The organism is Desulfocucumis palustris (genome assembly GCF_002933875.1).
GTDB lineage: Bacteria > Bacillota > Desulfotomaculia > Desulfotomaculales > Desulfocucumaceae > Desulfocucumis > Desulfocucumis palustris.
Genome location: NZ_BFAV01000157.1, coordinates 59,118 through 79,025 on the forward strand (window position 1 = coordinate 59,118; position 19,908 = coordinate 79,025).

Consider the following 19,908-nt stretch of genomic DNA (forward strand, 5'->3'; position numbering starts at 1 on the left):
AGGGAGTAATTAATTCAAAAAGGTTCACTTTTTTAAAAATTTTATTTCCACGGCACATAACGCGGAAACGGTTCTAATGACAGGGAGGCCAAACTTCCCTACTTAGTCGATTTAGGAAAAGGTGTCCAGATTGGCTATTGGACTTGTTTGGTCTGATGCCACAGGGAAATGTTCTGTGGGATTTTTTTATCCTGGATAAGTGTATATGAGAGGACAAGGGAAGACAAAGAATTGGGGGAAAGGGGACAGGCTGAGGCAACCGCCGGCTAAATGCCAACTAAAAAAGGCCTCCGGCTGGAGGCCTTTTTTGTCTATTTATTTATTTCTTTCTCTGACTTTCAGCCACTCTTCCCTGGTCAGGAAGCTTTCTTCCACGTTGCTTTCCATTTCAAGGAACATATTGTAAGGGACGCTGAAGGAGAGAATATCCTTGTCCACATGTTTGCGGGCGGAAATGTCTATGAGTCCGACCACCCCCCTGGGATTATCCGATTTACCTTCTTTGAGAGGAATGATGCAGACGCTGTGACAGCCCGCGCCAAAGGGTATGATAACGTTGTCTCCGCCGTGCCTGGCGTAGTTGGCCAGCACAGTCAGGGCCGAAATCTGGTCCGGGGTGGCCAGGAACACCACTACCTCGGGTTTTTCGCCGGGCAGAAGTTTCTCCAGGGGCTTAAATACCACGTATTCAGTGGGAACATCGTAATAAGGGAGGGCGTCGGCAAAGGATTTGGCTAATTCCGGTGTTTTCTTATACGCTTCGCCATGGCTTAAGGCGGGCCAATTATTTACCACGTTTTTACCCATTTCACTTTCGCAAAACTCCTTGTTACCCACGGAGAGGAAATACTCAATCCCGCCCGGGAAACCAGTATAGGTATTGCCGAAGCCCAGGCCGGCGCCTCCGCCGATGCAGCCGTAAGTCTTACGGTCGAAAACCGCTGTCCGCCCCTTGGCCGCCGCATTCAGCATGGCCACCACACAGCCCCAGCGGCCCTCCTTGTACTGGAACGCCCCTTCCGGCTTTTCATCGGTGAATACAATGGCTACCGGAGAATACCTCAGGTTAACAGCCTCCGCTATCTTGCTTTTCATTTAACTTCACCCCTTATTTTTTTTAATAGCCCCAAAAGTGTTTCTTTCTCGCCGGCAGACAGATTCGCAGCTAATTCCGCGCTGGACTCAAGCGACAAATGGGAAAGGTTATGCTCCAGTTCCCTGCCGGCCTCAGTCAGAAATATCATAAAAACCCGCCTGTCTTCCGGATGATTCCTGCGGCTGACCAGTCCCAGGTTTTCCAGGCGGTCAATAACCCCGCTGGTAGTGGTGCGGTCCATCTCCATGGCTGTTCCCAACTGGATTTGTGACTGCCCGTCTTTTTTCCATAGAAAAGCCAGCAGTCCGAACTGGGGTGGAGTGAGGTTGTGTGGTAAAAGTTTTTCACGGAATATCTGGAATCCTTTCTGGTGACACTTGGCAATAAGAAATCCCAGGCTCCCTTCGATGTCAAAGTTAGTGTTCATTTTACCGCTCAAAAAACTCAAAACACCCCCTTTCTTGTTTTTAATGAAATTATATCACTATTATGATTGTTTGTATACTGATTTTATTCTGTATTTATACAGGCAAAAGGATTTGGCTCAATCCCTTTTTACCAAAACAGTTACCCCATCATACCGTGCATTATAACAAAGCCTGCCCCCAATACTTGACTTATATTATTAATGTAGTTACACTATAAATGCAGTTTACATATACATGTAATTTACACTATGGAGATGATGCCGTGTCCGGAAAATCCAAGAAAAGCCAGGTCTACCGCTACACTCCGGCATTTATTCTGCTTTTTTTGTCCCGGGAGAATTTATACGGTGCGGCCCTGTTTAACAGGATGCACAGTGAAATACCTTTTTGCCATGCCGACGGTGCCGTGGTTTACCGCACCCTCCAGGAACTTGAGGAAGTGGGCGCAGTGAAATCCTACTGGGAAACCGGTATTTCCGGTCCGGCCAAAAAGTGGTATCAAATAACCGGCCAGGGACTGGAGCTGTTGGCTAAATTCGCGGAAGACATTGATAAGAGCAAGAAAAACCTTGAATTTTTCCTGGCAGCTTATAAGCAAAAGACCGGGCAGCTATAAAATATAGACTTGAAAGGAAATGATTGTTTTGATTTCTCAGTCGCCCAATAAGGGAAAGATATTATCTCTATCCCTGGCCCACCTTTTTAACGACTGGTACATGAATTACATCCAGACCTTGCTGCCTTTCATGGTAGCCGCCGGGCTGGGAGTCAGCAAGGGCGCTTTTTTGATTGCCGCCTTCACCATAACTTCCTCGGTACTCCAGCCGGTTTCGGGCTACCTGGTGGATCAGAAAAACCAGCGCTGGATGGTGTACGTGGGTACCTTCTGGATGGCGGTGCTGCTAAGCCTGGTGGGCGTGCTTAAAAGTTACCCCCTACTGGTATTCACCGTAGCCCTGGCCGGCCTGGGTACCGCTGCTTTTCACCCCCAGGCCTCGGCCATGGTCAGTGCAGTTAGCGGGAATAGAAAGGGGTTCTTTCAGGCCTTATTTGTGGCCGCCGGAAACGTCGGCTGGGCACTGACCCCCCTGGTGGTGGTTCCTTTTGCCCAAAAGTACGGTTTGGAATTGACTCCGTTATTTGTACTGCCCGGGGTGCTTGTGGCTTTCTTGCTCTGGTTCACCGCGCCCAGGATGCCGGTCGGGAAAAAGTCCGCCCCCCCACCCCTTTGGCCCACCCTTCGCTCCAACTGGACCGAGTTGACCAAAATAGTGCTGGTGGTTGCCTGCCGTTCCCTGGCTTACTTTGGCCTGGTTTCCTTCCTGCCGCTTTATCTTCAGCATGAAAAAATTTCTCTTCTTACCGGCAGTCGCCTTTTATTTCTAATGTTGTTTGCCGGAGCTATGGGAGGTCTGCTGGGAGGGTATATTTCAGACCTTGTGGGGAGGAAGCCCGTTATTGTCGGCTCACTGGTGGCGGCCAGCCCACTGTTTTACCTCTACCTTAACACCGGCGGCGTCATTAGCTACCTGCTGCTGGCCCTGGCCGGAGCCTGCTTGCTGGCGTCTTTTTCAGTGACCGTGGTTGTTGCCCAGGAAGTCATCAGTAAAAATGCAGCCATGGCATCGGGCCTGATGCTGGGTTTCGGCATCGGTATCGGCGGGCTGGGGGTTGGACTGGTGGGATTGCTGGCGGAGCATATGGGCATCGTTTATGCCATTCATTTGCTGATCTGGCTGCCTCTTGCGGCGGGGTTGCTTGGCCTTGGTATTAAAGGAAAGAAAATGGCCGTGACTCCTTCCGTCAACAGTTAAGGAAAAATAGGGCTCTCCGGCAATATTGCTTTTATCATGAGCAGTCCAATAAGACGCCGCCCAGGAAACATGCCCTGGAAGCCCTGGCTGCTGATGCGGCAGGTTTATTACCCCGGCTTGATTAAAGCCAGAAAAACTTGTTTCTCCCAGATTTTTTGCGCCTGCAGGTAATGTAGCCTGGAGGTCTTTTATTTTCTGCAGTAGTTCTATAGGGCAGGTTGATTGTTGCTGAGAAGCTATCAAGAAGTAGGCGGAAGCCGGTTAAGCAGGCATGGTATAGACTTTGTCAATCAACTTTTTGTTAAAAATGCGACATTAGCAGTCGCTCCTTTTCAGGGTGGCATGCCGAATATTTTGGAATTTACCAAGGCATAATATTATCCAATAACTCTTGGAGGATTTACTATGAATATATTCGGTAAGAATATTTTTAAAAAGCTTTTACCTTTTGAACAAGCGACGTCAAAAAAACCACTGACCGCCGGTGAGGTCTATTACTTATGGGAAAGTCTTACCGGAACCTATAAACTTATAACAATAGCTGAAATGTATCTTATGAACACCGAAGACCCTGAGCTGCATGCATACCTGAAAGCTTTAACATCGGGAGCCTTCCTATTCAGAGTGAGTGAGCTGGAAAATGTCTTGAAGGGAGAGGGCTTTACCGTTCCACCACGCCCATCTTCTAAAACGCTGCAAGGTTCTCCCGGGTCAGGCCAGGAAGTAAAACTTACCGACCGGGAAGTTATTAAAAACCTTGTTGGTCTTGCTCAGACATACGTTATGTTTTTCGTCCGGGCTGTCACGGTATCTACCAATGATTCCGTAAGAAAACTATTTAAGGATTTGCTAGGTGAAACAATAGAAGTATATAAAATGGCCTTGGGACTGGGGAAAAGCAGAAATGTATTCGATCCTCCCCCGCCAGCCACAGCAAGAAAAGACAGCTTGAACATGTATGAGGTTGGAGTAATTTGGGATGAACTGACAGGAAGGCACTCAAGCCAGGTCAATATGGAGACATATTTAGCCAGCACCAAAGACACACAACTCAATAACCTTATAAGTTGGGGACTGAAAGAAATAGTTATGCCCCAGATGGAGAGGCTTGAAACCATTCTAAAAAAAGAAGGATTAACCATTCCCCCTAGGCCAGTCATTAGAACAAATCAATATACACCGGGGCAGCTCAACAAAATAAGGGCAAGCGATGATGAATTATTAGGCGTTCTTACAATCGCCTTCCAATCAGCCGTTAACCTGCATGCACGGGCACTGTCGGTATCCCTTAGGGATGATATTCTGGAACTTTTTGAAGGTTTTCTATATAAGGAATTGGAAGCTTACGACAAAACCATTGATTTATCAAAATTAAGGCTGACACTTGATAACCCTCCAGTAGTCAGTTCTTTGAGGATTTAATCTATTTATTAAGGTAGTTCGGCTAACGGAGTGGTAAGTTTGGATTCATTTATTGTACACTACAAATAAAATGCCGCCTTTTCAAACCCGGGCATGTCCCAATGCTTAAAGAGTAATGCAAGACCCTAACGCGGCGGATCGGAAAACGCCGCTGGTGTGATAATATCTTATATCTTAAAATTGCCTACTGCGTCCTGGAGTTTCTCAGCTATCCTTGCCAGCTCTTGAGATGAGCTGGATTGCTGTTGAACGGTGGATGTTATTTGTTGAATTGTGGAGGCTAAATGCTGAGTATCATCACTGGCCCGAAGTGCCCCTTTGCTTATATTATTTAATAATTCTGCACTTTGGATTATCTGCTCTTGGATTTTGTTTAAGGCAGTAGCGGCTTGATGGGAAATTTCAGCTCCTTCTTTAACTTCAGCAATACTTTGGTCCATTTTGTGAGTGGAGTTTTCCATTTGAGCTTTAATATCCAGTATAATAGTAGCTATGTCCTTGGTAAATTTTGATGATTGCTCAGCCAATTTTCCAACCTCATCAGCTACCACTGCAAAACCACGGCCATGTTCCCCTGCTCTGGCAGCTTCGATAGCAGCATTTAATGCCAATAGGTTAGTTTGAGCGGCTATAGCGGAAATCATATCGACAACTTTTCCGATCTGTTGAGAATGATTATCCAATTCTTTAATTGAGAAAGCCATTTCATGGGCAACAGTTTGAATTATATTCATTTTTTCTTCAACACGTTGTACTGCATTATTCCCTTCATGGGCGGATTCTTTAGCCTGTTCCTGGACATCAGCTGTATGGTTGGCACTAGAAGCACTTTGTAGTGCCAATTCAGCAACGTGTTGTGTAGTGCTTGATAACTCTTCAATTGTTGCAGCAATTTCTTCGTCAGTTGCTGATATTTCTTCGCTATGAACAGTAAGAGTATTTGATGTTTCTACGATATTGGCGATTAAGTTCTTTAATTTTTCGTTCATATTATTTAATAAGTTAGCTATTTGTCCAAATTCATCAGTGGAATTAAGTTCCAGCTTCCCTCTGAAATCACCCTCAGCATATTTTAATACTTCGGCGGTAATTAGTTGCAAGGGTTTTTTAATGGATTTGCGTGTAATAAAGGTGCAAATAATGTGAACAAGCACCAACAGTATTGAACCTAAAATAATATTTAAAATTATTTGTTTTGTTTTTTGAGCGCTAACTATATTTTCCACATCATCCAGGTATACCCCGGTTCCAACTACCCATTTCCAGGGTTCAAATAGTTTAGTGTAACCAAGTTTAGGATATTCTTTATTGTCACCTATCTTAACAAACCAGTAGCGGTAGTAAAAACCGTCATTCTTATTGTTAAGAGCTCCTGTAACAAAGTCTTTCACAATAAGTTGTCCTTGACTGTCCTTTGTATCACCCCTATATTTGCCCGATGTCTCCGGTTTAGGGGGTAATATTACGTTAATCATGTCGGTAGTATCAATCCAAACATAATTATTGTCTTGGTAGCGCAAGGATTCTATAGCCTCTTTGGCTTTTTCCTGAGCATCGTTTGTACTGAGTAGTCCCTTGCTTTCTAATTCATAATAGTGGGCAATTATGGAAGTACTGCTTTCTACAATTCCTTTAATCTGAGATTTTTTTTCATTATAAATGGCTTTCTCAAGATCAGATGAATTAAAATAGGTGGACAGTGCCAAATATACTACCATGGATAAAGTGAACACTAGCAGAAACTTTTGTCCGAGGTTTAACCTCAATTTTATTACCCCCCTTGGTAAATCTTTCATAATTTATTGTAACATCTAATAAATATTAAAATATAAATACGTTGTTAAAAAATGATTAAATTAGGCTAAAATTATCTGAAATTGTCGTAATATTTATAGATAAGTGTAAAAGCCTATTATTACAACCTGTGCTCTAATTTTTTTCCTGCAGCTAAATTTACTGGAGGTTTTTTTATTTTTGGTGTTTGCAGAGGAAGAAGCCATTTTAAAAACATATTTTCGAAAAGGAAATACTTAATGTACATTTCATCAAATATAACGTGACACAGTTGGTTTAATTAAATGGAAGTAAAAAATATTCTTATATCAATACAAAATTTCTTTTAACCGAAAAATTATAAAACACCTGTTGCGTCAGGCAACGGGTGTTTTGCGCTGTTAAATAGCTTTTTTCAGCTAAAAAAACGTAATGCAATTGGGTTTATATTTCAATAATATATTGTTTGCTTATTATCACCCAAAACCTGGAATATCCCTTGTTTCAACAAAATTACATCACTATTATGATTGTTTGTATGCTGGAATTTATCCGCCGCCCCAAAAAATAAAAAACGGCAGAGGGGGCTTTTCCAGCCCCTTCTGCCATACGAAGCGTCCTGAATTATGGAAAATTTGCCATACGGCTCCCCTGTGCTTATTCCCGGGTTTTGGCTAAAGGCAAGGCCGGCTCAGTCACAGCTTGCAGCTCCATGGGTAGGATACCACTTTTGGAACCAGATGGTGAATATAATAGCCGGTACCAGCAGCAGGTGGCGAACCAGCATCCACTGGAAAGCCTGCGCCGGGGTAAAATGTCCCGCCAGGGCCGCCACCGCCTGGAGCAGGTAGATTCCACCCCATACCGCCGTGATGATGGCGTTGGTCTTGATGAAGACATGATTGCTCCACAGCGCCGGATGAAAATGCCACTTGATATAATCTCCGGTAAGCGGCATGGACTTTGCCAGGGTGCCCATCCACAGTCCGCTCAGCACCAGCGAGCCGACCACATCGCCGTAAACTGTGAAGAAACCGCTGCCAAGCACTGTCAGCAGACCGGCCAGGGCAAAATAAAACATCGTTCCCGTCTCCATCCAGGTCGGGCTTCCGTAGCCCCTGCGGTAACCCCACAGCAGCACCCCGAGCAACAGGGGAATTCCCATTTTGGCCGGTGTACCCAGGCTGTGATTATTCACGGTGGACCAATGGACAATCCAGGGCACAAAAGCCATTTTCAGCCAGATTATCCCCGGCAAGCGGACCGGCCCGCGCTGCACGGCATCTTCCGGTGAAGGGCCCGCAACCGGACCGCCGGCGGAATTTCAAAGGGCGGTGTCATTCTTCCCTGAAAAAAGTTCACTCATGCGCAGCAGTAACCCCAGGTCTCCATCGGTGCGGTAAAGCCCCTTCATAAAGGCGGTCTGCCCGCTCAGTTCGCCCCGGGCGATCTGCAGCCAGACCTCCGAGGGAGAGTGGACGGTAAGGGCCGGCTCCGGCACAGTACCCCGGTGGGCCGTACACCGGCCACCGGCCATGCGCAGCACATACTCTCCCGGCTCCTGTCCGGTAACAATAAATTGTATATCGGCCCGCAGGCTCCCGGCGGCCCGGGGGTTGAACATCGCCGCCTGTCCTGTAACCGCCTCCTGGAACGTCTCCGGCTTTCCAGCACCGGCCGGCGGCGGGGGCAGCGCCGGCGAAAGCGTCCCCGCCGGGGCGTCGCCGGTCGCGGCAACAGGCCCCGGCTGCCTGTCGATGGCGCTGTCCCAGTGGGCATTGGCCATGCGGCAAAAAAACTCCGGATCGTCCACCAGGCTTCTGTCCAGCACCTCCTGTGTTTCAGGCAAGATGCGGCCGCTTTCCATAAACTCCACTCCAGCCCGGCGGGAAGCATCAATGTACCACTGAATACTCTCCCGCAATTCCGGAACTTTTAACAATTCACCACCGGCGCACAGAATGGTGGCGGACAGTTCCATGTCGGGACCGGAAGTATAACAGCGAAAGGTCTCAAGAAGGCCTGAAAAGTGGTGGCGCTCCGGAAAGCCGCAGTTTGATATCAGCACCACTTTTTTGGGCCAGGCGCCCTGGTGCCGCATCGGGTGGATGTACTGGCCGCCGCGTTTTATGATGTGCGGCATTAATAAAGGTATTACCCGGTCCATAAAGTCCTTCATCAAACCGCTTACGGTGAATATGTAAAGAGGCGTGGCATAAACAATGACATCCGCCTGGCGGACCTTCTCCAGCAGCCCGGGCACATCGTCTTTATGGATGCAGACCCCCGGTGTTTTAGTCCAGCAGGTGAAGCATCCGGTACAGTGATTAATTTTTTTGTTTCTAAGGTAGATTGTCTCGGTCTCCGCCCCCGCCCCGCGGGCTCCCTCCAGAAAAGGCTGCAGGATGCGATCCGTGTTGCTGTTCTCCCCCCTGGGACTGCCGTTGACAGCCAGTATTTTCACTTTAATTACCTCCTTTTTTTGGGGTCGCCGCCCCTTTTAATAATGTTTTCTAACTGTAAAGCTCGACCTTTGCAATGGCCTCCTCAAGCCACTCTATCCATGCCTTTTTGCTTTTGATGCCGGCCTCAAGGGTCAGTCCCCAGAACAAACCCTCCCGCTTGAAGCCGGTGTCTTCAATGCTTTGCTGTAATCCCTCCCGGGCCCGGTCCTCCAAAATGGCCAGCAGATTACAGTGCAGTTCCAGTTCCTGGCGCAACTGGGCCAAAATTTCCTCTTTTTCCAGACTCCCGCCAAAGAAGACTTTAACAAGAAAAGCCTGGCGCACCGGCGGCGGATCCATTGGTTCACGCAGCCACCGGTGCAATTCTTCACACCCGGCACCGGTGATATGGTAAACTTTGCGGTTGGGCCGGCTCTCCTGGTATTCAACCTCCATTGTCAGCAGGCCCTCTTTTTCCATCTGGCCCAGGGTGGGATAAATCTGGCTGAGGTTGGCATTCCAAAAATAATGGACCGACCGGTCAAAACACTGCTTCAGTTCGTAACCGGTCATGCCTTTATAGTTCAAGAAACCCAGCAGGGCATGTTTCAGCGACATGTTCAGTATCCTTTCTGCGATTTATTCGGCGTTTTAGCCATATACAAATATTAATATATATAACCTTTTATATATATAATAACTATTTTATTACTGATGTCAATAGGGTGTGATAATCCCGGAAAAAAATAAAAAGCCCGGCTCCCCGGGCATTTGGCCGCCATTTCAGCGGCACTTAGGGGTCAGGCTTGCGTTATTGCATATTTTAAAAAATATGCAATAACGCAAGCCTGACCCCTAACTTTACATGTTATCGATCTCTTGCTCCGCTATAAAAACAAAATCTTCTATTTCCCCCGGCGAAAATTGTTTTCCGGTCTCCAACTGATGCAAAGTATCGGCAAAGCATTTTATCAGGCTACGGTTTAATTTGGCGTAAATAGCCCGGGCGCTTTTTGGCTCTTCTGCCTTTCCGCTCCAAATTCCTTCCATCTTTACAAAAAGATAATTGGTGATTCCGCTCATAATTTGTGCCAGCGCCGCCACCCGCGGGTTGGCAAAACCAGCCGTTCCTTCATAGGTGGTGGAAAGAAGTTGCAAACGCCCCTCCTCCTGAAGCTTGTGATAAGCCCGGGTGCCCTGCAGTATGATTTGCGGGTGGTAAAGCACATTGGCGGTAATGGGCAAATCCCCCAGCAAATCATTCCTTTGCAAAAATTCAAAATTTATGCGAAGGTCCTCCAGGGTGGAGTCCGGCTCAAACATGATAAAACCCACGTTGGGCTCTATCCCGTGCCGCCGGAGAATCTTCAGGGCCTTTTCATTTTGGGCCACGGTGGTCATTTTGTTCAGCCGTTTCAGCGACTCATCCCTGCCGCTCTCCAGGCCCACCAGTATGTTGCGCAAACCGGCTTCCGCCAGGGCTTCAATGGTTTGCTGGTGGATATCGTTCACCCGGGCCTCGATGCCGAATCGAATGCCGCGCTCCTTTAAAAGACCGGCCAGCCTGAGCGCCCGTTCCTGGCCCTGCCTGCCGGGACCGAAAAAGTTGGGGTCCACAAAATAGAAGTCCCTTTTCCCGAATTCAGCCATCAACAGGTCAATCTCCGCCGTAATATTCTCCGGGCTGCGCCCCCTCCACCGGGAAGGCCCGGGGGTTGTCACCTTGCCGCGGCCGGTGTGTTCCCTTTCCATATAATAGGAGTTGATGTAACAAAAAGCGCATCCCCCGTAGCATCCCCGGCTGCCTTCTATATTAATTTCAGGCAAACCCAGCATGGCTTTGGTACGAAGGGGGAAAGGCAGCAGCTCCGGGTCCGCCAGAGGCTCCCGGCGCCGGGCCAGGATATTGCCGGAGCCGTCCCGCCGGGCCAGCCCGGAAATCCCCTGGAGCGCAGTCCCGGGACAGGACTTCTCCGCCAGCCGGGCGAAAGTGTATTCCGGCTCGCCCAGAATTATGGCGTCAACGGCCCGGCAGTGCCGTAATATTTCCTCGTAGGCAAAGGTGGGATAAAACCCGTAAGCAATGATCAGGGGAGCGCTCCCCTCATTTTTAATATCTTCAAGAAATACAAAAAGTTCCTGGTCCCGGCCCCACTGATATACCATGTGGACGCCCAGGATATCCGGGCCGAAGTCCTTTATCTGCCGGCGAATTTGCTCATAAGAGAGACCGTCCAGATACCCCTCCACAATTGCGGCCTCATGTCCCACGGCTGCCAGCATCCCGGCGGCATAACCGCTAATGAGGCAAGAGGACAACGGGGTATTGGCAATGTCATTGCAGCGGCCCCGGGCAATTTTTCGCGGATGCTCCAACAAAAGAATTTTCATGGCAATTCCCCACTTTTAAGCCACATGAACACATTTCTGTGAAGATGATGGGTTTCCAGCCGGTAACGCAGGGTTTCATAAGGGGGAGGGTTGTAATACACCGGATAGAGCAGGTCCGTTTCGGGTCCGATTACCCCTTCTCTCCGGGCCCTCTCCGCCACGGGAGTGCCGGGCAATATGCGGATATTGTTCAATACCACCGTTCCCAGATTTATTTTTACGCTGTGCAGTTCATAGAGGCGATCCAGAAGGCTCAGCCCCTTACGTATTGTCTCAGCGTTTTCCCCGGGCACATTAACCATGAAATGGTACATGGTTACCACATCCGTTCGGGCGGCAAGACCTGCCGCCTTTAAAACATCGTCTTCACAGAGATTTTTGCCCAACACCCTCAGCGACTGGTCGCAAAGGCCGTCCGGGGAGAAGGAAAAACAATTGCAGCCGGCCTCTTCAAAAAGAAATATATTGCCTTCATCCAAATGGTCTTCCCGGAAAAAGCCGCTCCACCGGATCCGGAGCTTCCGGCGGAGTATTTCCCGGCAAATATCCTCCAGATGACCATGGGGAAGATTCACCACCGGGTCATTGAAATGAAAATCTTTAATACCGTATTCTTTATGTAAAAATTCTATTTCATCCACCACCCCGGCGGTTTGGCGGCAACGCAGTTTTTTGCCCTGGAGCCGGGGATAAACGCAATAGGCGCAGTTTAGCCGGCAGCCCCGTTTGGTTTCAATACCCATGGCCGGCACGTAATTATTGAGTCCTTGGTAAAGCCGGGGTGAAAGAAGCTCTCTGCGGGGAACCGCGTAACGGGCCATGTCGTATTCCGCCGAAGGCGGGTTGACCAGTAATTTTTCACCCTTCCTGCGGCACAGCCCCTTTAATTCGGGCGGGTTATCCAGGGAGGCAAGCAGGGCCGGAAAGGATGTTTCGGCTTCCCCCACAAGGCCGTACTGAATTTGGGGCAATTCCTCCATGAGCCGCCGGGGGAAGAGAGAAAACCCCGTTCCCCCGGCCACAATCCAAACCCCGGGAAGAAACGCCGCCACCAGACGCACCGTGGCCACAAACGGCGGGACCAGGGAACTGGTTTTATTGGCCAGGGGGTCAATATTGCGCAATGACAGACCCACCACCTCCGGCCGGTAATCCAGCAGTTTCTCCTTTAAGGAACCAAAGGAGTCCGCCTCAATATTCATGTCCAGAAGCTCCACTTCATGGCCGGCCTCTTTTAAATGGGTAGCCAGGGTAACGATTCCAATGGGATAAACTCTTTCCCGGGATAGCCCCTCCACCGAAGGGGTCTGTACCATAAGCACCCGCACTGTCATCACTCCAACAATAAAATCCCGAAGTATTTGATAAAATCCCCTCTGGCTGACAATGTCCGAAGGGTAAGCCCCGCCCGTTTCACAGTTTCAAAAACGTCTATCCCCGACCCTTCCATGGAAGGCCTGGAATCCTTCGGGTTGCGGCAGCTTCCCTCCCCGGCGCAGCTGTGGCAAAGGTCGCAGGGTCCCGCCCAAAGGGCGAAGGCCTTGTAAAAGCCTGCTTTAAAGGCCTCTTTTTCCGCCCTCAGCACCAGGCGCTGAAAATCCCCGGTGGGCGGAGCCCCTTCCAGGAGCAGGCAATGACTGTAGTCCCGCAGCATTTTCCTTGTTTTTTCAGGGGTGAGACTGTCCGGCCGGCAGTGAGGCCTGCCGTAATTGCCGCAGCCGAACCTGCACCGTAAACCGGCCCATTCCGGTATATGCACCATCTCCGCCGGAATGGGCAGCACATTATGAAAGCCCATGCTTTTTATTCTGAAAGCAAGCCGGGATTTTTGCTCCAAACAAAGACTTTGCAGTCTTTCAGGCCTTTTTGCGGCAATCAGGAGAGCGGTGTCCGATTCCAGGGGCAGCAATTCCGTTACATAAAGTCCCCGGGAGACAAGCTGCCCCTGGAGCCACTTTGCCGGATAGACCCTGCCGTTAAAGGTATTCACAAACATGTTCAAATCAAATAATGCGGCTTTTTCCGGGCAGTGTTCGAAAAAAAAGTCATGGAGCAGCAAAAATCCGTCCCTCTGAAGACATTCCGCGGCCCTGTCCAGAAGCTGCAAAATCTCCCTTTCCGAATAAGCGTGAACTATATTGGAAAGGATGACCAAATCGAAGCGCTCTTCTTTGACCGGCCAGGGTTCCAGTATATTGGCCGGACAATAATCAAACCGGTCATGATATTCCTTTTCCCGAAGCAGCTCTGCGGCATAATCCAGCACTTCCGGAAGATCCAGCAGCGTTGCCCGCAGCCCCGGAAAATGCTCTAAAAATCCGGCTGAAACAGCTCCGGTCCCCGAGCCCACATCCAGAACAGCTCCGGACAGGACAACGCCCGTAAAAAAAGGCAATATCTCCTTAATCTTGGTCCCGGCCACACAATCCATGGCCCTGCTGTATTGGCGCGTGCGCCTGATTAAATCCTCCGGCCCTTCCTCCCGCCGGGTAAAATTAACCCTTCCACCCTTCCTGAGGCAGCTTCCAAGACTGCGCCAGTTGGAAAAAAGTTTTTTTCTCCACAGGATGGAATCTCCCTGGTAATTATCCGCATTCCTTACCAGGAAACCACTTGATATTTTGGTATTAAAATAAAGCCCGCCATGCCGGCCCAGGAGCCCAAGGGCGCAGAGGGTTTGCAGGAACCGCTCCAGCCCTTCCGGGTTTAAATCCAGCTCCCCGGAGATCTCCTCCGTCGTTTTCCCGCCGGGCTCAAGCAGTGTGAACAGCCCCAGTTCCACGGCGGTAAAAAGGGCTTCCGAGTACCAGTAACCCGTTGCCAGTTCTTCAAGGTACTGTGGACCTTTTTCCTGGGGATCATGCTTCAGATACCTCAACAATCTCACCTCTTCCGGGGTCAGGCACTTAACTTATTAACTTATTTACCGGCTGATAACCTGGGAAGCGCCGAAAACTGGCAAAACAACTGAATTCACCCTCCCGGACCGTCCACCCCGGCATCTTCGAAGGTGAGCATTTTACCCATTACCTGTGCCGCCGCTTCCACAATATTCATGGCCAGCGCCGCCCCGGTGCCCTCGCCCAGGCGCAGGTTCAAATTCAGCAAAGGACTTAAGCCCAGTTCCTCCAGCATAAACTGGTGCCCGTATTCCAGGGAACGGTGCGCCGCAATCATATATTCAACGGAGTCCGGCGCCAGAGCCCTGGCCAGCAGGGCCCCGGCGGTGGAAATAAATCCGTCAACCAGCACGGGCACCCTGTGATAAGCCGCGCCCAGTATTACCCCGGCGATTCCGCCGATCTCAAACCCCCCCACCTTGGCCAGCACATCCACCGGATCCCTGGCATCCGGGCGGTTTACCTCGATGGCTTTTTCAATGGCCCTGACTTTGTTTTCAAGGGCCTGGTCGCTGATACCCGTCCCCCTACCGGTAACCTGGCGAACCGGCCGTCCCGACAATACGGCCAGAATGGCGCTGCTGGGAGTGGTATTGCCAATACCCATGTCCCCGGTGGCCAGGAGTTCAACACCTTCCCGGACCAGTTTGCCCGCGATTTCAATGCCGCTTTCCACCGCCCGCCGGGCCTGCTCCCGGGTCATCGCCGGCCCCCGGGCCATATTGCGGGTTCCGTGGTCAATTTTGTAGGAAAGTATTTTACCTTCCTTTACCAGGGTGCCGAGATCCGCGGCGACTCCCATATCCACCACCACCACCCGGGCTCCGGCGGTTTCCGCCAGTACGTTGATGGCTGCTCCGCCCAGCACGAAGTTATTCACCATCTGGGGGGTAACCTCCCGGGGAAAGGCGCTTACCCCTTCCCTGACAACACCGTGATCCCCCGCCATGGTAACAACGGCTTTCTTGCTTACGGAGGGCTTCAGTGTTTCCCTGATGCCCGACAGCTGTTCCGCCAGGACCAGAAGCTCCCCCAGGCTGCCCCGGGGAATCGCCAGCCGGCTCAAATAATCCCTGGCCTTTTGGCGCCACTCCCGGCTCACCGGCCTGATATGGGAAATAACCCCGTTAAGTTGGGAATTCATTTAATGCCCCCCTGTCAAAACAATTTATCGGCCATCCCGGCCCGCCTTTTACCTGCCCAATGCCATAAGGCTCCGGTTCCAGAGTCTTTTTCTAAAAATAAAAAAACCCACAACCCGACAGGGTGTGGATTTTTCCATCATCCTCACCTAAGCTTGCCTTTACTCGAGGCAGCGTAGTAATTTACAGGCAGGTCTCCTGACTCGGGTTCATCGCTTTATTGCCCCTTCCCCCTAAAGCGGAGTGGTACCGGCAACAGCTTTCCCTTACAGTGGCGGGTCCGTCCAGAAATCTCACCTGGTTCCCTATTCTCCCTACCGGGCACCTGTAAAATTAAATATTAATTGCCTTAATCAGGATAATATAGGAACTGCTTTTAGCTGTCAAGCCTTTGCCTGGCGAAACGTTGTTCAATAGCACATTTCGCCGGCAATCTATTATTATAATTTCACTTTGGATAAGGAGAACTTAAATTATTATTAATTTTTTTTAACCTGAATTTAAATCATTTTCGGGAGGAATATTCTCTTTTTTATTTAAGAAATCATTATTCGAGAAATCATTTTATGAAGGATATTGAAGAAATATGTAGAATTAAAATTTAGAAATTCAGGAAAATTACTTAAAATCACCGAAAAAGGCAAACCTGTCGAAAGGCGGGGACGCAAAGCCAACGATCTAAGGTGGAGTTATTCCACTATGATGGCCGGGTTACCGAAGTGAATTCCTCTATTTTGCGTTCATACATAATACGGAGGCTTACTGTCGGTTGACCGGCAGTAAGCTTTTTTGTTTATCGGCAGTTTAAATCGAATCCCTGTTATCCCATCCGGACAGGTTAGCCACAGGTTCGATTCGACTTTAAGGCCGCCGAACCCTGAGATTTAACTTAATGCTTTTAGCCCCTGTAATTATGCCCGGGACATGTCCGGTGAGAGTTTTAATTGTAGACCACACAGTTTTTACGCGTTATAGCCTGCCCCGGTGGTAATGGCCGGCACCATGGAGCAAAGGAAATTCATACCGGAGGCCATAAAAAACGGGACTGCCGGTTTCACAGTAAAGCCCTTTCACCCGGACAAAATTAAAAACATGTATGGAAGGATTGGAAAGGGGGTTGCCTGCGCTTACTTTGCCCGGACACGCAAGCTAATCGGACTGCTTAACATATCAGAAGGCCAGGAGACGGTTTTGCAATGGCTTTTACCTATTTCTTTCGTGACCTGTACACCCTTGAATTAATTATCAAACATGTCGTACCCCATGTTGCCGGCCGCAGCAAGGTCAGGATTTGGGACGCGGGCTGCGCCACGGGACAGGAACCATACTCCCTGGCCATAATGTTTGCCGAAAATATGGGGCAGTTCGCATTCCGTAATCTTCGAATAGATGCAACGGATGTGGATGAAAGTAACCTGTTTGAAAAAATAATCTCCCAGGGGTTATACCCCGAGGAGGATCTCAAACGGATACCCGGCGGGTTATTCAGAAAATACTTCCGGCCATCCGAAAAAGCAGGTTACTTCAGGATTGACAGTATTGTTCGAAGCAGGGTTTATTATCAAAGGCACAATTTGCTCTCTCTTCAGCCGGTGGGGGATGGTTACAGCCTGGTTGTGTGTAAGAATGTTTTGCTGCATTTTCAGCCCGAGGGGCGGGCCGAAGTGCTCAAAATGTTCCACAGGGCACTGGCGCCGGGCGGTTATCTTGCCATGGAGCAGACGCAAAAATTACCCCGGGAAACAGCCTATCTTTTTGAACAGGTAACTGATGACGCACAGTTATTCCGAAAAGTCGATGTTCACTCTGCAGGTAACACCCTTAAGGACAGCGTGGGCAATGACTGTTAAAAAGCCAAGTGGTATATATAACAAAGAACACGGGGGGAAACATCATGAAGATAGGGAACATGAAAATCGGCACGAGGTTGGGGCTGGGGTTCGGTCTGGTATTGATATTGATGATTGCCCTGTCCATAACAGGAGTCGGCAACATGGGGAAGATTAATGGCGATTTGGAGCAAATATACGATAACACTTCAAAAATAATTCTGGCCAACGAAATGATGAATTCCATGGATGCCATTTCCAGGGAAATACAAACCCTTCTTCTCTTACAGGATCCCGGCGCAAAACAGGAGAGCTACGATAGAATACAGGAAGCCCGGAAAAAGTACGGCGAGGCTTTTGACAAATTAAAAGATATGGAAGACAGCGCGGAAGGCAAAACGCTGCTGGACAAAGTCCAGAATGTCATAAACGACGCCGCCGCATCCAATAATAAAGTCATTGAGCTGGGAATGGCCAACAATACCGTGGAGGCCATTCCCCTGCTTATAAACCAGTCGCTGCCCGGAATGACCAAAATAAGCGAGAGCCTGGAGGAGGTCGTCAATTACCAGCAGGACCAGAGCAAGCTGGATTTCGATGAATCGGTGGAGGCTTACGGCCAGGCCCGGCTGCTTATGTTTTTGTTGGGCGGGATCGCCCTGGGGCTGGGTATTTTGATAGCTTTTTTCATCGCCCGCAGCGTTTCCAATCCGGTAAAGAAGCTTACCTCCATGGCGGATAAACTTGCCCTGGGAGACGTTAACGTTGAAATCGAAGCAAACACCAATGATGAAATAGGGATGCTCTCCCGGTCCTTTAAAACAATGGCTGAAAATATCAAAGAGTCGGCAATTGCCGCGCAAAAAGTGGCCGCGGGCGAGCTGGACGTTGAGGTTAAAGTCCGGTCTGATAAGGATATGCTGGGCAATAACCTGGGCATGATGGTCAAAACAATCAAAAACCTGCTCAAAGAAACCAACACTCTTATCCAGGCCATCAGGGAAGGCAAGCTTGATATCCGGGGCAATGCCTCGTCCTTCCCCGGGGGCTGGGGCGAAATGGTGGACGGCATAAATAAACTGGTTGACGCTTTTGTGGGACCGATTAATGTTACGGCGGAGTACGTGGAAAGGATCAGTAAGGGAAACCTGCCGCCGCAGATTACAGAAACCTATTACGGTGACTTCAACGAGATTAAAAACAATCTGAACAGGTGCATAGATACAATTAACGGGCTGGTCAGCGAGTCATTGACGCTTTCCGGGGCCGCGGTGGAAGGCCGGCTGCAGACCCGGGGCGACGCCAACAAATTCCAGGGAAGCTACAGGGATATTATCAAGGGTGTAAACGACACCCTGGACGCGGTGATCGATCCAATCAATGAAGCGGCAAAATGCCTGAAAGAAATGTCAAAGGGCCATCTGGAGGTAAGGGTCACCGGAAAATACCAGGGTGACCACGCCATAATTAAAGACGCCCTCAATACCACCCTGGAGGCGCTGAATGAAATTCTCAAAAAAGAGACTCTAAGATGCCTGCAGGAAATGGCCAAAGGAAACCTTGACGTGGCTGTTACCGGACAATATCAGGGTGATTTCGCCGTCATTAAAGAAGCTCTCAACACCACCATTTACGACCTGAATCAAATATTGAGCCAGGTTTCCGTCGCCATGGTTCAGGTAAGCACCGGCGCCCAGCAGGTTTCCGACGCCAGCCAGACATTGTCCCAGGCCGCCGCGGAGTCGGCCAGCTCAATGGAGCAGATCACTTCCTCCATGCAGGAAATAAACGCCCAGACCAGGCAGAACGCGGATAACGCGGTGCAGGCCAACCAACTGGCCACCCAGGCCAGGGGCAATGCTGAAAAAGGCAACGAACAGATGGCCCAGATGGTCAGGGCCATGAACGATATAAATGAATCCGCCTCCAATATATCCAAGATTATCAAGGCCATAGACGAAATAGCCTTCCAGACCAACCTGCTGGCCTTAAACGCCGCGGTTGAGGCGGCCCGGGCGGGCAAGCACGGCAAAGGGTTCACCGTGGTGGCCGAGGAAGTGAGAAATCTGGCCCAGCGCAGCGCCAGGGCCGCCAAGGAAACTGCCGAAATGATCGAGGGCTCCATCAAAAAAACAGAAGTGGGCACCAGGATCGCCGAGGAAACATCCGGAGCGCTGGAAGAAATAGTACTGGGAGTAACCCGGATAACCGACCTGATCAGCGAAATAGCGTCGGCTTCCAAAGAACAGGCTTTAGGCATAGGACAAATAAATCAGGGCTTAAACCAGATGGATCAGGTTACCCAGCAGAATTCCGCCAACTCCGAGGAACTGGCTTCCGCCAGCGAGGAAATGTCCAGCCAGGCCTTACAGGTTAAGGAAATGCTGAATAAATTCAAACTGCAAAGGCATGGCGGGAATTTTGCGGCGGAAGAGCCCTCAGCCGGCAGGCATCCCCAGGCATCCCGGCGCAGGGTCCAGCCCCCCGAGGTAAGGGGTAACACAAGAGAGGTAAAAACATCTATGGCCGAGGCGGCTGCCACATCATCAGCCGGCGCCGATATCAGACCGGAAGACATTATTTCCCTGGATGACACGGATTACGGCAAGTTTTAGGGTTTGCCAATGACAGTTCAAGCCACACAACAGGAACATTATGCGGCCTGCATT

Annotated in this window: 16 protein-coding genes and 2 riboswitches; of the genes, 6 read left to right on the forward strand and 10 right to left on the reverse strand. The window is 49.7% G+C overall.

Features of this window, described 5'->3' with window-relative positions; all coding sequences use genetic code 11:
- Positions 1 to 315: 315 nt before the first annotated feature.
- Both DCCM_RS15070 and DCCM_RS15075 read right to left on the reverse strand, forming a co-directional pair.
- Entirely contained in the window at positions 316 to 1,095 is a 780-nt protein-coding gene (locus DCCM_RS15070; protein ID WP_104373212.1) for a DUF169 domain-containing protein, read from the reverse strand.
- Positions 1,092 to 1,535, reverse strand: a complete 444-nt coding sequence (locus DCCM_RS15075) for a MarR family winged helix-turn-helix transcriptional regulator (RefSeq protein ID WP_104373213.1) — start codon at positions 1,533 to 1,535, stop codon at positions 1,092 to 1,094. Before DCCM_RS15075 ends, DCCM_RS15070 begins: the two co-directional genes overlap by 4 nt.
- A gap of 251 nt (positions 1,536 to 1,786) precedes the next feature.
- Between DCCM_RS15075 and DCCM_RS15080 the strand changes: the two genes are divergently transcribed.
- The 3 genes from DCCM_RS15080 (at position 1,787) to DCCM_RS15090 (ending at position 4,760) form a co-directional block, all read left to right on the forward strand.
- Positions 1,787 to 2,140, forward strand: coding sequence for a PadR family transcriptional regulator (locus tag DCCM_RS15080; RefSeq protein WP_231702792.1), 354 nt, complete (start codon positions 1,787 to 1,789; stop codon positions 2,138 to 2,140).
- A gap of 19 nt (positions 2,141 to 2,159) precedes the next feature.
- A complete protein-coding gene (locus DCCM_RS15085) occupies positions 2,160 to 3,338 on the forward strand; it encodes an MFS transporter (protein ID WP_104373215.1) in 1,179 nt (392 codons plus the stop codon).
- Between the two features lie 405 nt (positions 3,339 to 3,743).
- Entirely contained in the window at positions 3,744 to 4,760 is a 1,017-nt protein-coding gene (locus tag DCCM_RS15090; RefSeq protein WP_104373216.1) for a DUF3231 family protein, read from the forward strand.
- A 167-nt stretch (positions 4,761 to 4,927) separates the two neighbouring features.
- Here DCCM_RS15090 and DCCM_RS15095 read toward each other — a convergent pair whose 3' ends face one another.
- From DCCM_RS15095 to cobT, 8 genes are all read right to left on the reverse strand, one after another.
- Entirely contained in the window at positions 4,928 to 6,526 is a 1,599-nt protein-coding gene (locus tag DCCM_RS15095) for a methyl-accepting chemotaxis protein (RefSeq protein ID WP_165792191.1), read from the reverse strand.
- 698 nt (positions 6,527 to 7,224) lie between these two features.
- Positions 7,225 to 7,791 (reverse strand): hypothetical protein, encoded by a 567-nt coding sequence (locus DCCM_RS15100; RefSeq protein ID WP_128739165.1) that lies wholly within the window; start codon positions 7,789 to 7,791, stop codon positions 7,225 to 7,227.
- Between the two features lie 66 nt (positions 7,792 to 7,857).
- Positions 7,858 to 8,997 carry an NAD(P)H-dependent oxidoreductase gene (locus DCCM_RS19610; protein ID WP_104373219.1) on the reverse strand — a complete coding sequence of 380 codons (1,140 nt, stop codon included), beginning with the start codon at positions 8,995 to 8,997 and terminating at the stop codon, positions 7,858 to 7,860.
- 49 nt (positions 8,998 to 9,046) lie between these two features.
- Entirely contained in the window at positions 9,047 to 9,595 is a 549-nt protein-coding gene (locus DCCM_RS15110) for a PadR family transcriptional regulator (protein WP_104373220.1), read from the reverse strand.
- 243 nt (positions 9,596 to 9,838) lie between these two features.
- On the reverse strand, positions 9,839 to 11,368 hold the full coding sequence (locus DCCM_RS15115; RefSeq protein WP_104373221.1) for a B12-binding domain-containing radical SAM protein: 1,530 nt from the start codon (positions 11,366 to 11,368) through the stop codon (positions 9,839 to 9,841).
- Entirely contained in the window at positions 11,365 to 12,696 is a 1,332-nt protein-coding gene (gene bzaD, locus DCCM_RS15120; RefSeq protein ID WP_104373222.1) for a B12 lower ligand biosynthesis radical SAM protein BzaD, read from the reverse strand. The genes DCCM_RS15115 and bzaD overlap by 4 nt, the downstream gene beginning before the upstream one ends.
- Positions 12,697 to 12,701: 5 nt before the next feature.
- Entirely contained in the window at positions 12,702 to 14,246 is a 1,545-nt protein-coding gene (locus tag DCCM_RS15125) for a DUF2284 domain-containing protein (protein WP_104373223.1), read from the reverse strand.
- Between the two features lie 95 nt (positions 14,247 to 14,341).
- Complete coding sequence (gene cobT, locus DCCM_RS15130; protein WP_104373224.1) at positions 14,342 to 15,412, reverse strand: nicotinate-nucleotide--dimethylbenzimidazole phosphoribosyltransferase; 1,071 nt, start codon at positions 15,410 to 15,412, stop codon at positions 14,342 to 14,344.
- A gap of 169 nt (positions 15,413 to 15,581) precedes the next feature.
- A riboswitch (cobalamin riboswitch) is annotated at positions 15,582 to 15,754 on the reverse strand.
- Between the two features lie 285 nt (positions 15,755 to 16,039).
- Positions 16,040 to 16,129: riboswitch (cyclic di-GMP riboswitch) on the forward strand.
- A 271-nt stretch (positions 16,130 to 16,400) separates the two neighbouring features.
- On the opposite strand from cobT, the gene DCCM_RS15135 reads away from it, so the two are divergent.
- The 3 genes from DCCM_RS15135 to DCCM_RS15145 are packed head-to-tail and all read left to right on the forward strand — an operon-like array spanning position 16,401 to position 19,854.
- Complete coding sequence (locus DCCM_RS15135; protein ID WP_104373225.1) at positions 16,401 to 16,652, forward strand: response regulator; 252 nt, start codon at positions 16,401 to 16,403, stop codon at positions 16,650 to 16,652.
- Positions 16,607 to 17,260, forward strand: a complete 654-nt coding sequence (locus DCCM_RS15140) for a CheR family methyltransferase (protein WP_104373226.1) — start codon at positions 16,607 to 16,609, stop codon at positions 17,258 to 17,260. The genes DCCM_RS15135 and DCCM_RS15140 overlap by 46 nt, the downstream gene beginning before the upstream one ends.
- Positions 17,261 to 17,304: 44 nt before the next feature.
- The gene (locus tag DCCM_RS15145; protein ID WP_104373227.1) at positions 17,305 to 19,854 is read left to right on the forward strand and encodes a methyl-accepting chemotaxis protein; all 2,550 of its coding nucleotides are present in this window, start codon (positions 17,305 to 17,307) and stop codon (positions 19,852 to 19,854) included.
- The last annotated feature ends 54 nt before the right edge of the window (positions 19,855 to 19,908 follow it).

Coding starts and splice junctions, on each gene's coding strand:
- DCCM_RS15115 (WP_104373221.1), bottom strand. CDS start 11,368: ATGAAAATTCTTTTGTTGGAGCATCCGCGAAAAATTGCCCGGGGCCGC.
- DCCM_RS15085 (WP_104373215.1), top strand. CDS start 2,160: ATGATTGTTTTGATTTCTCAGTCGCCCAATAAGGGAAAGATATTATCT.
- DCCM_RS15145 (WP_104373227.1), top strand. CDS start 17,305: ATGAAGATAGGGAACATGAAAATCGGCACGAGGTTGGGGCTGGGGTTC.
- DCCM_RS15090 (WP_104373216.1), top strand. CDS start 3,744: ATGAATATATTCGGTAAGAATATTTTTAAAAAGCTTTTACCTTTTGAA.
- DCCM_RS15140 (WP_104373226.1), top strand. CDS start 16,607: ATGGCTTTTACCTATTTCTTTCGTGACCTGTACACCCTTGAATTAATT.
- DCCM_RS15070 (WP_104373212.1), bottom strand. CDS start 1,095: ATGAAAAGCAAGATAGCGGAGGCTGTTAACCTGAGGTATTCTCCGGTA.
- DCCM_RS15135 (WP_104373225.1), top strand. CDS start 16,401: ATGGCCGGCACCATGGAGCAAAGGAAATTCATACCGGAGGCCATAAAA.
- cobT (WP_104373224.1), bottom strand. CDS start 15,412: ATGAATTCCCAACTTAACGGGGTTATTTCCCATATCAGGCCGGTGAGC.
- DCCM_RS15110 (WP_104373220.1), bottom strand. CDS start 9,595: ATGTCGCTGAAACATGCCCTGCTGGGTTTCTTGAACTATAAAGGCATG.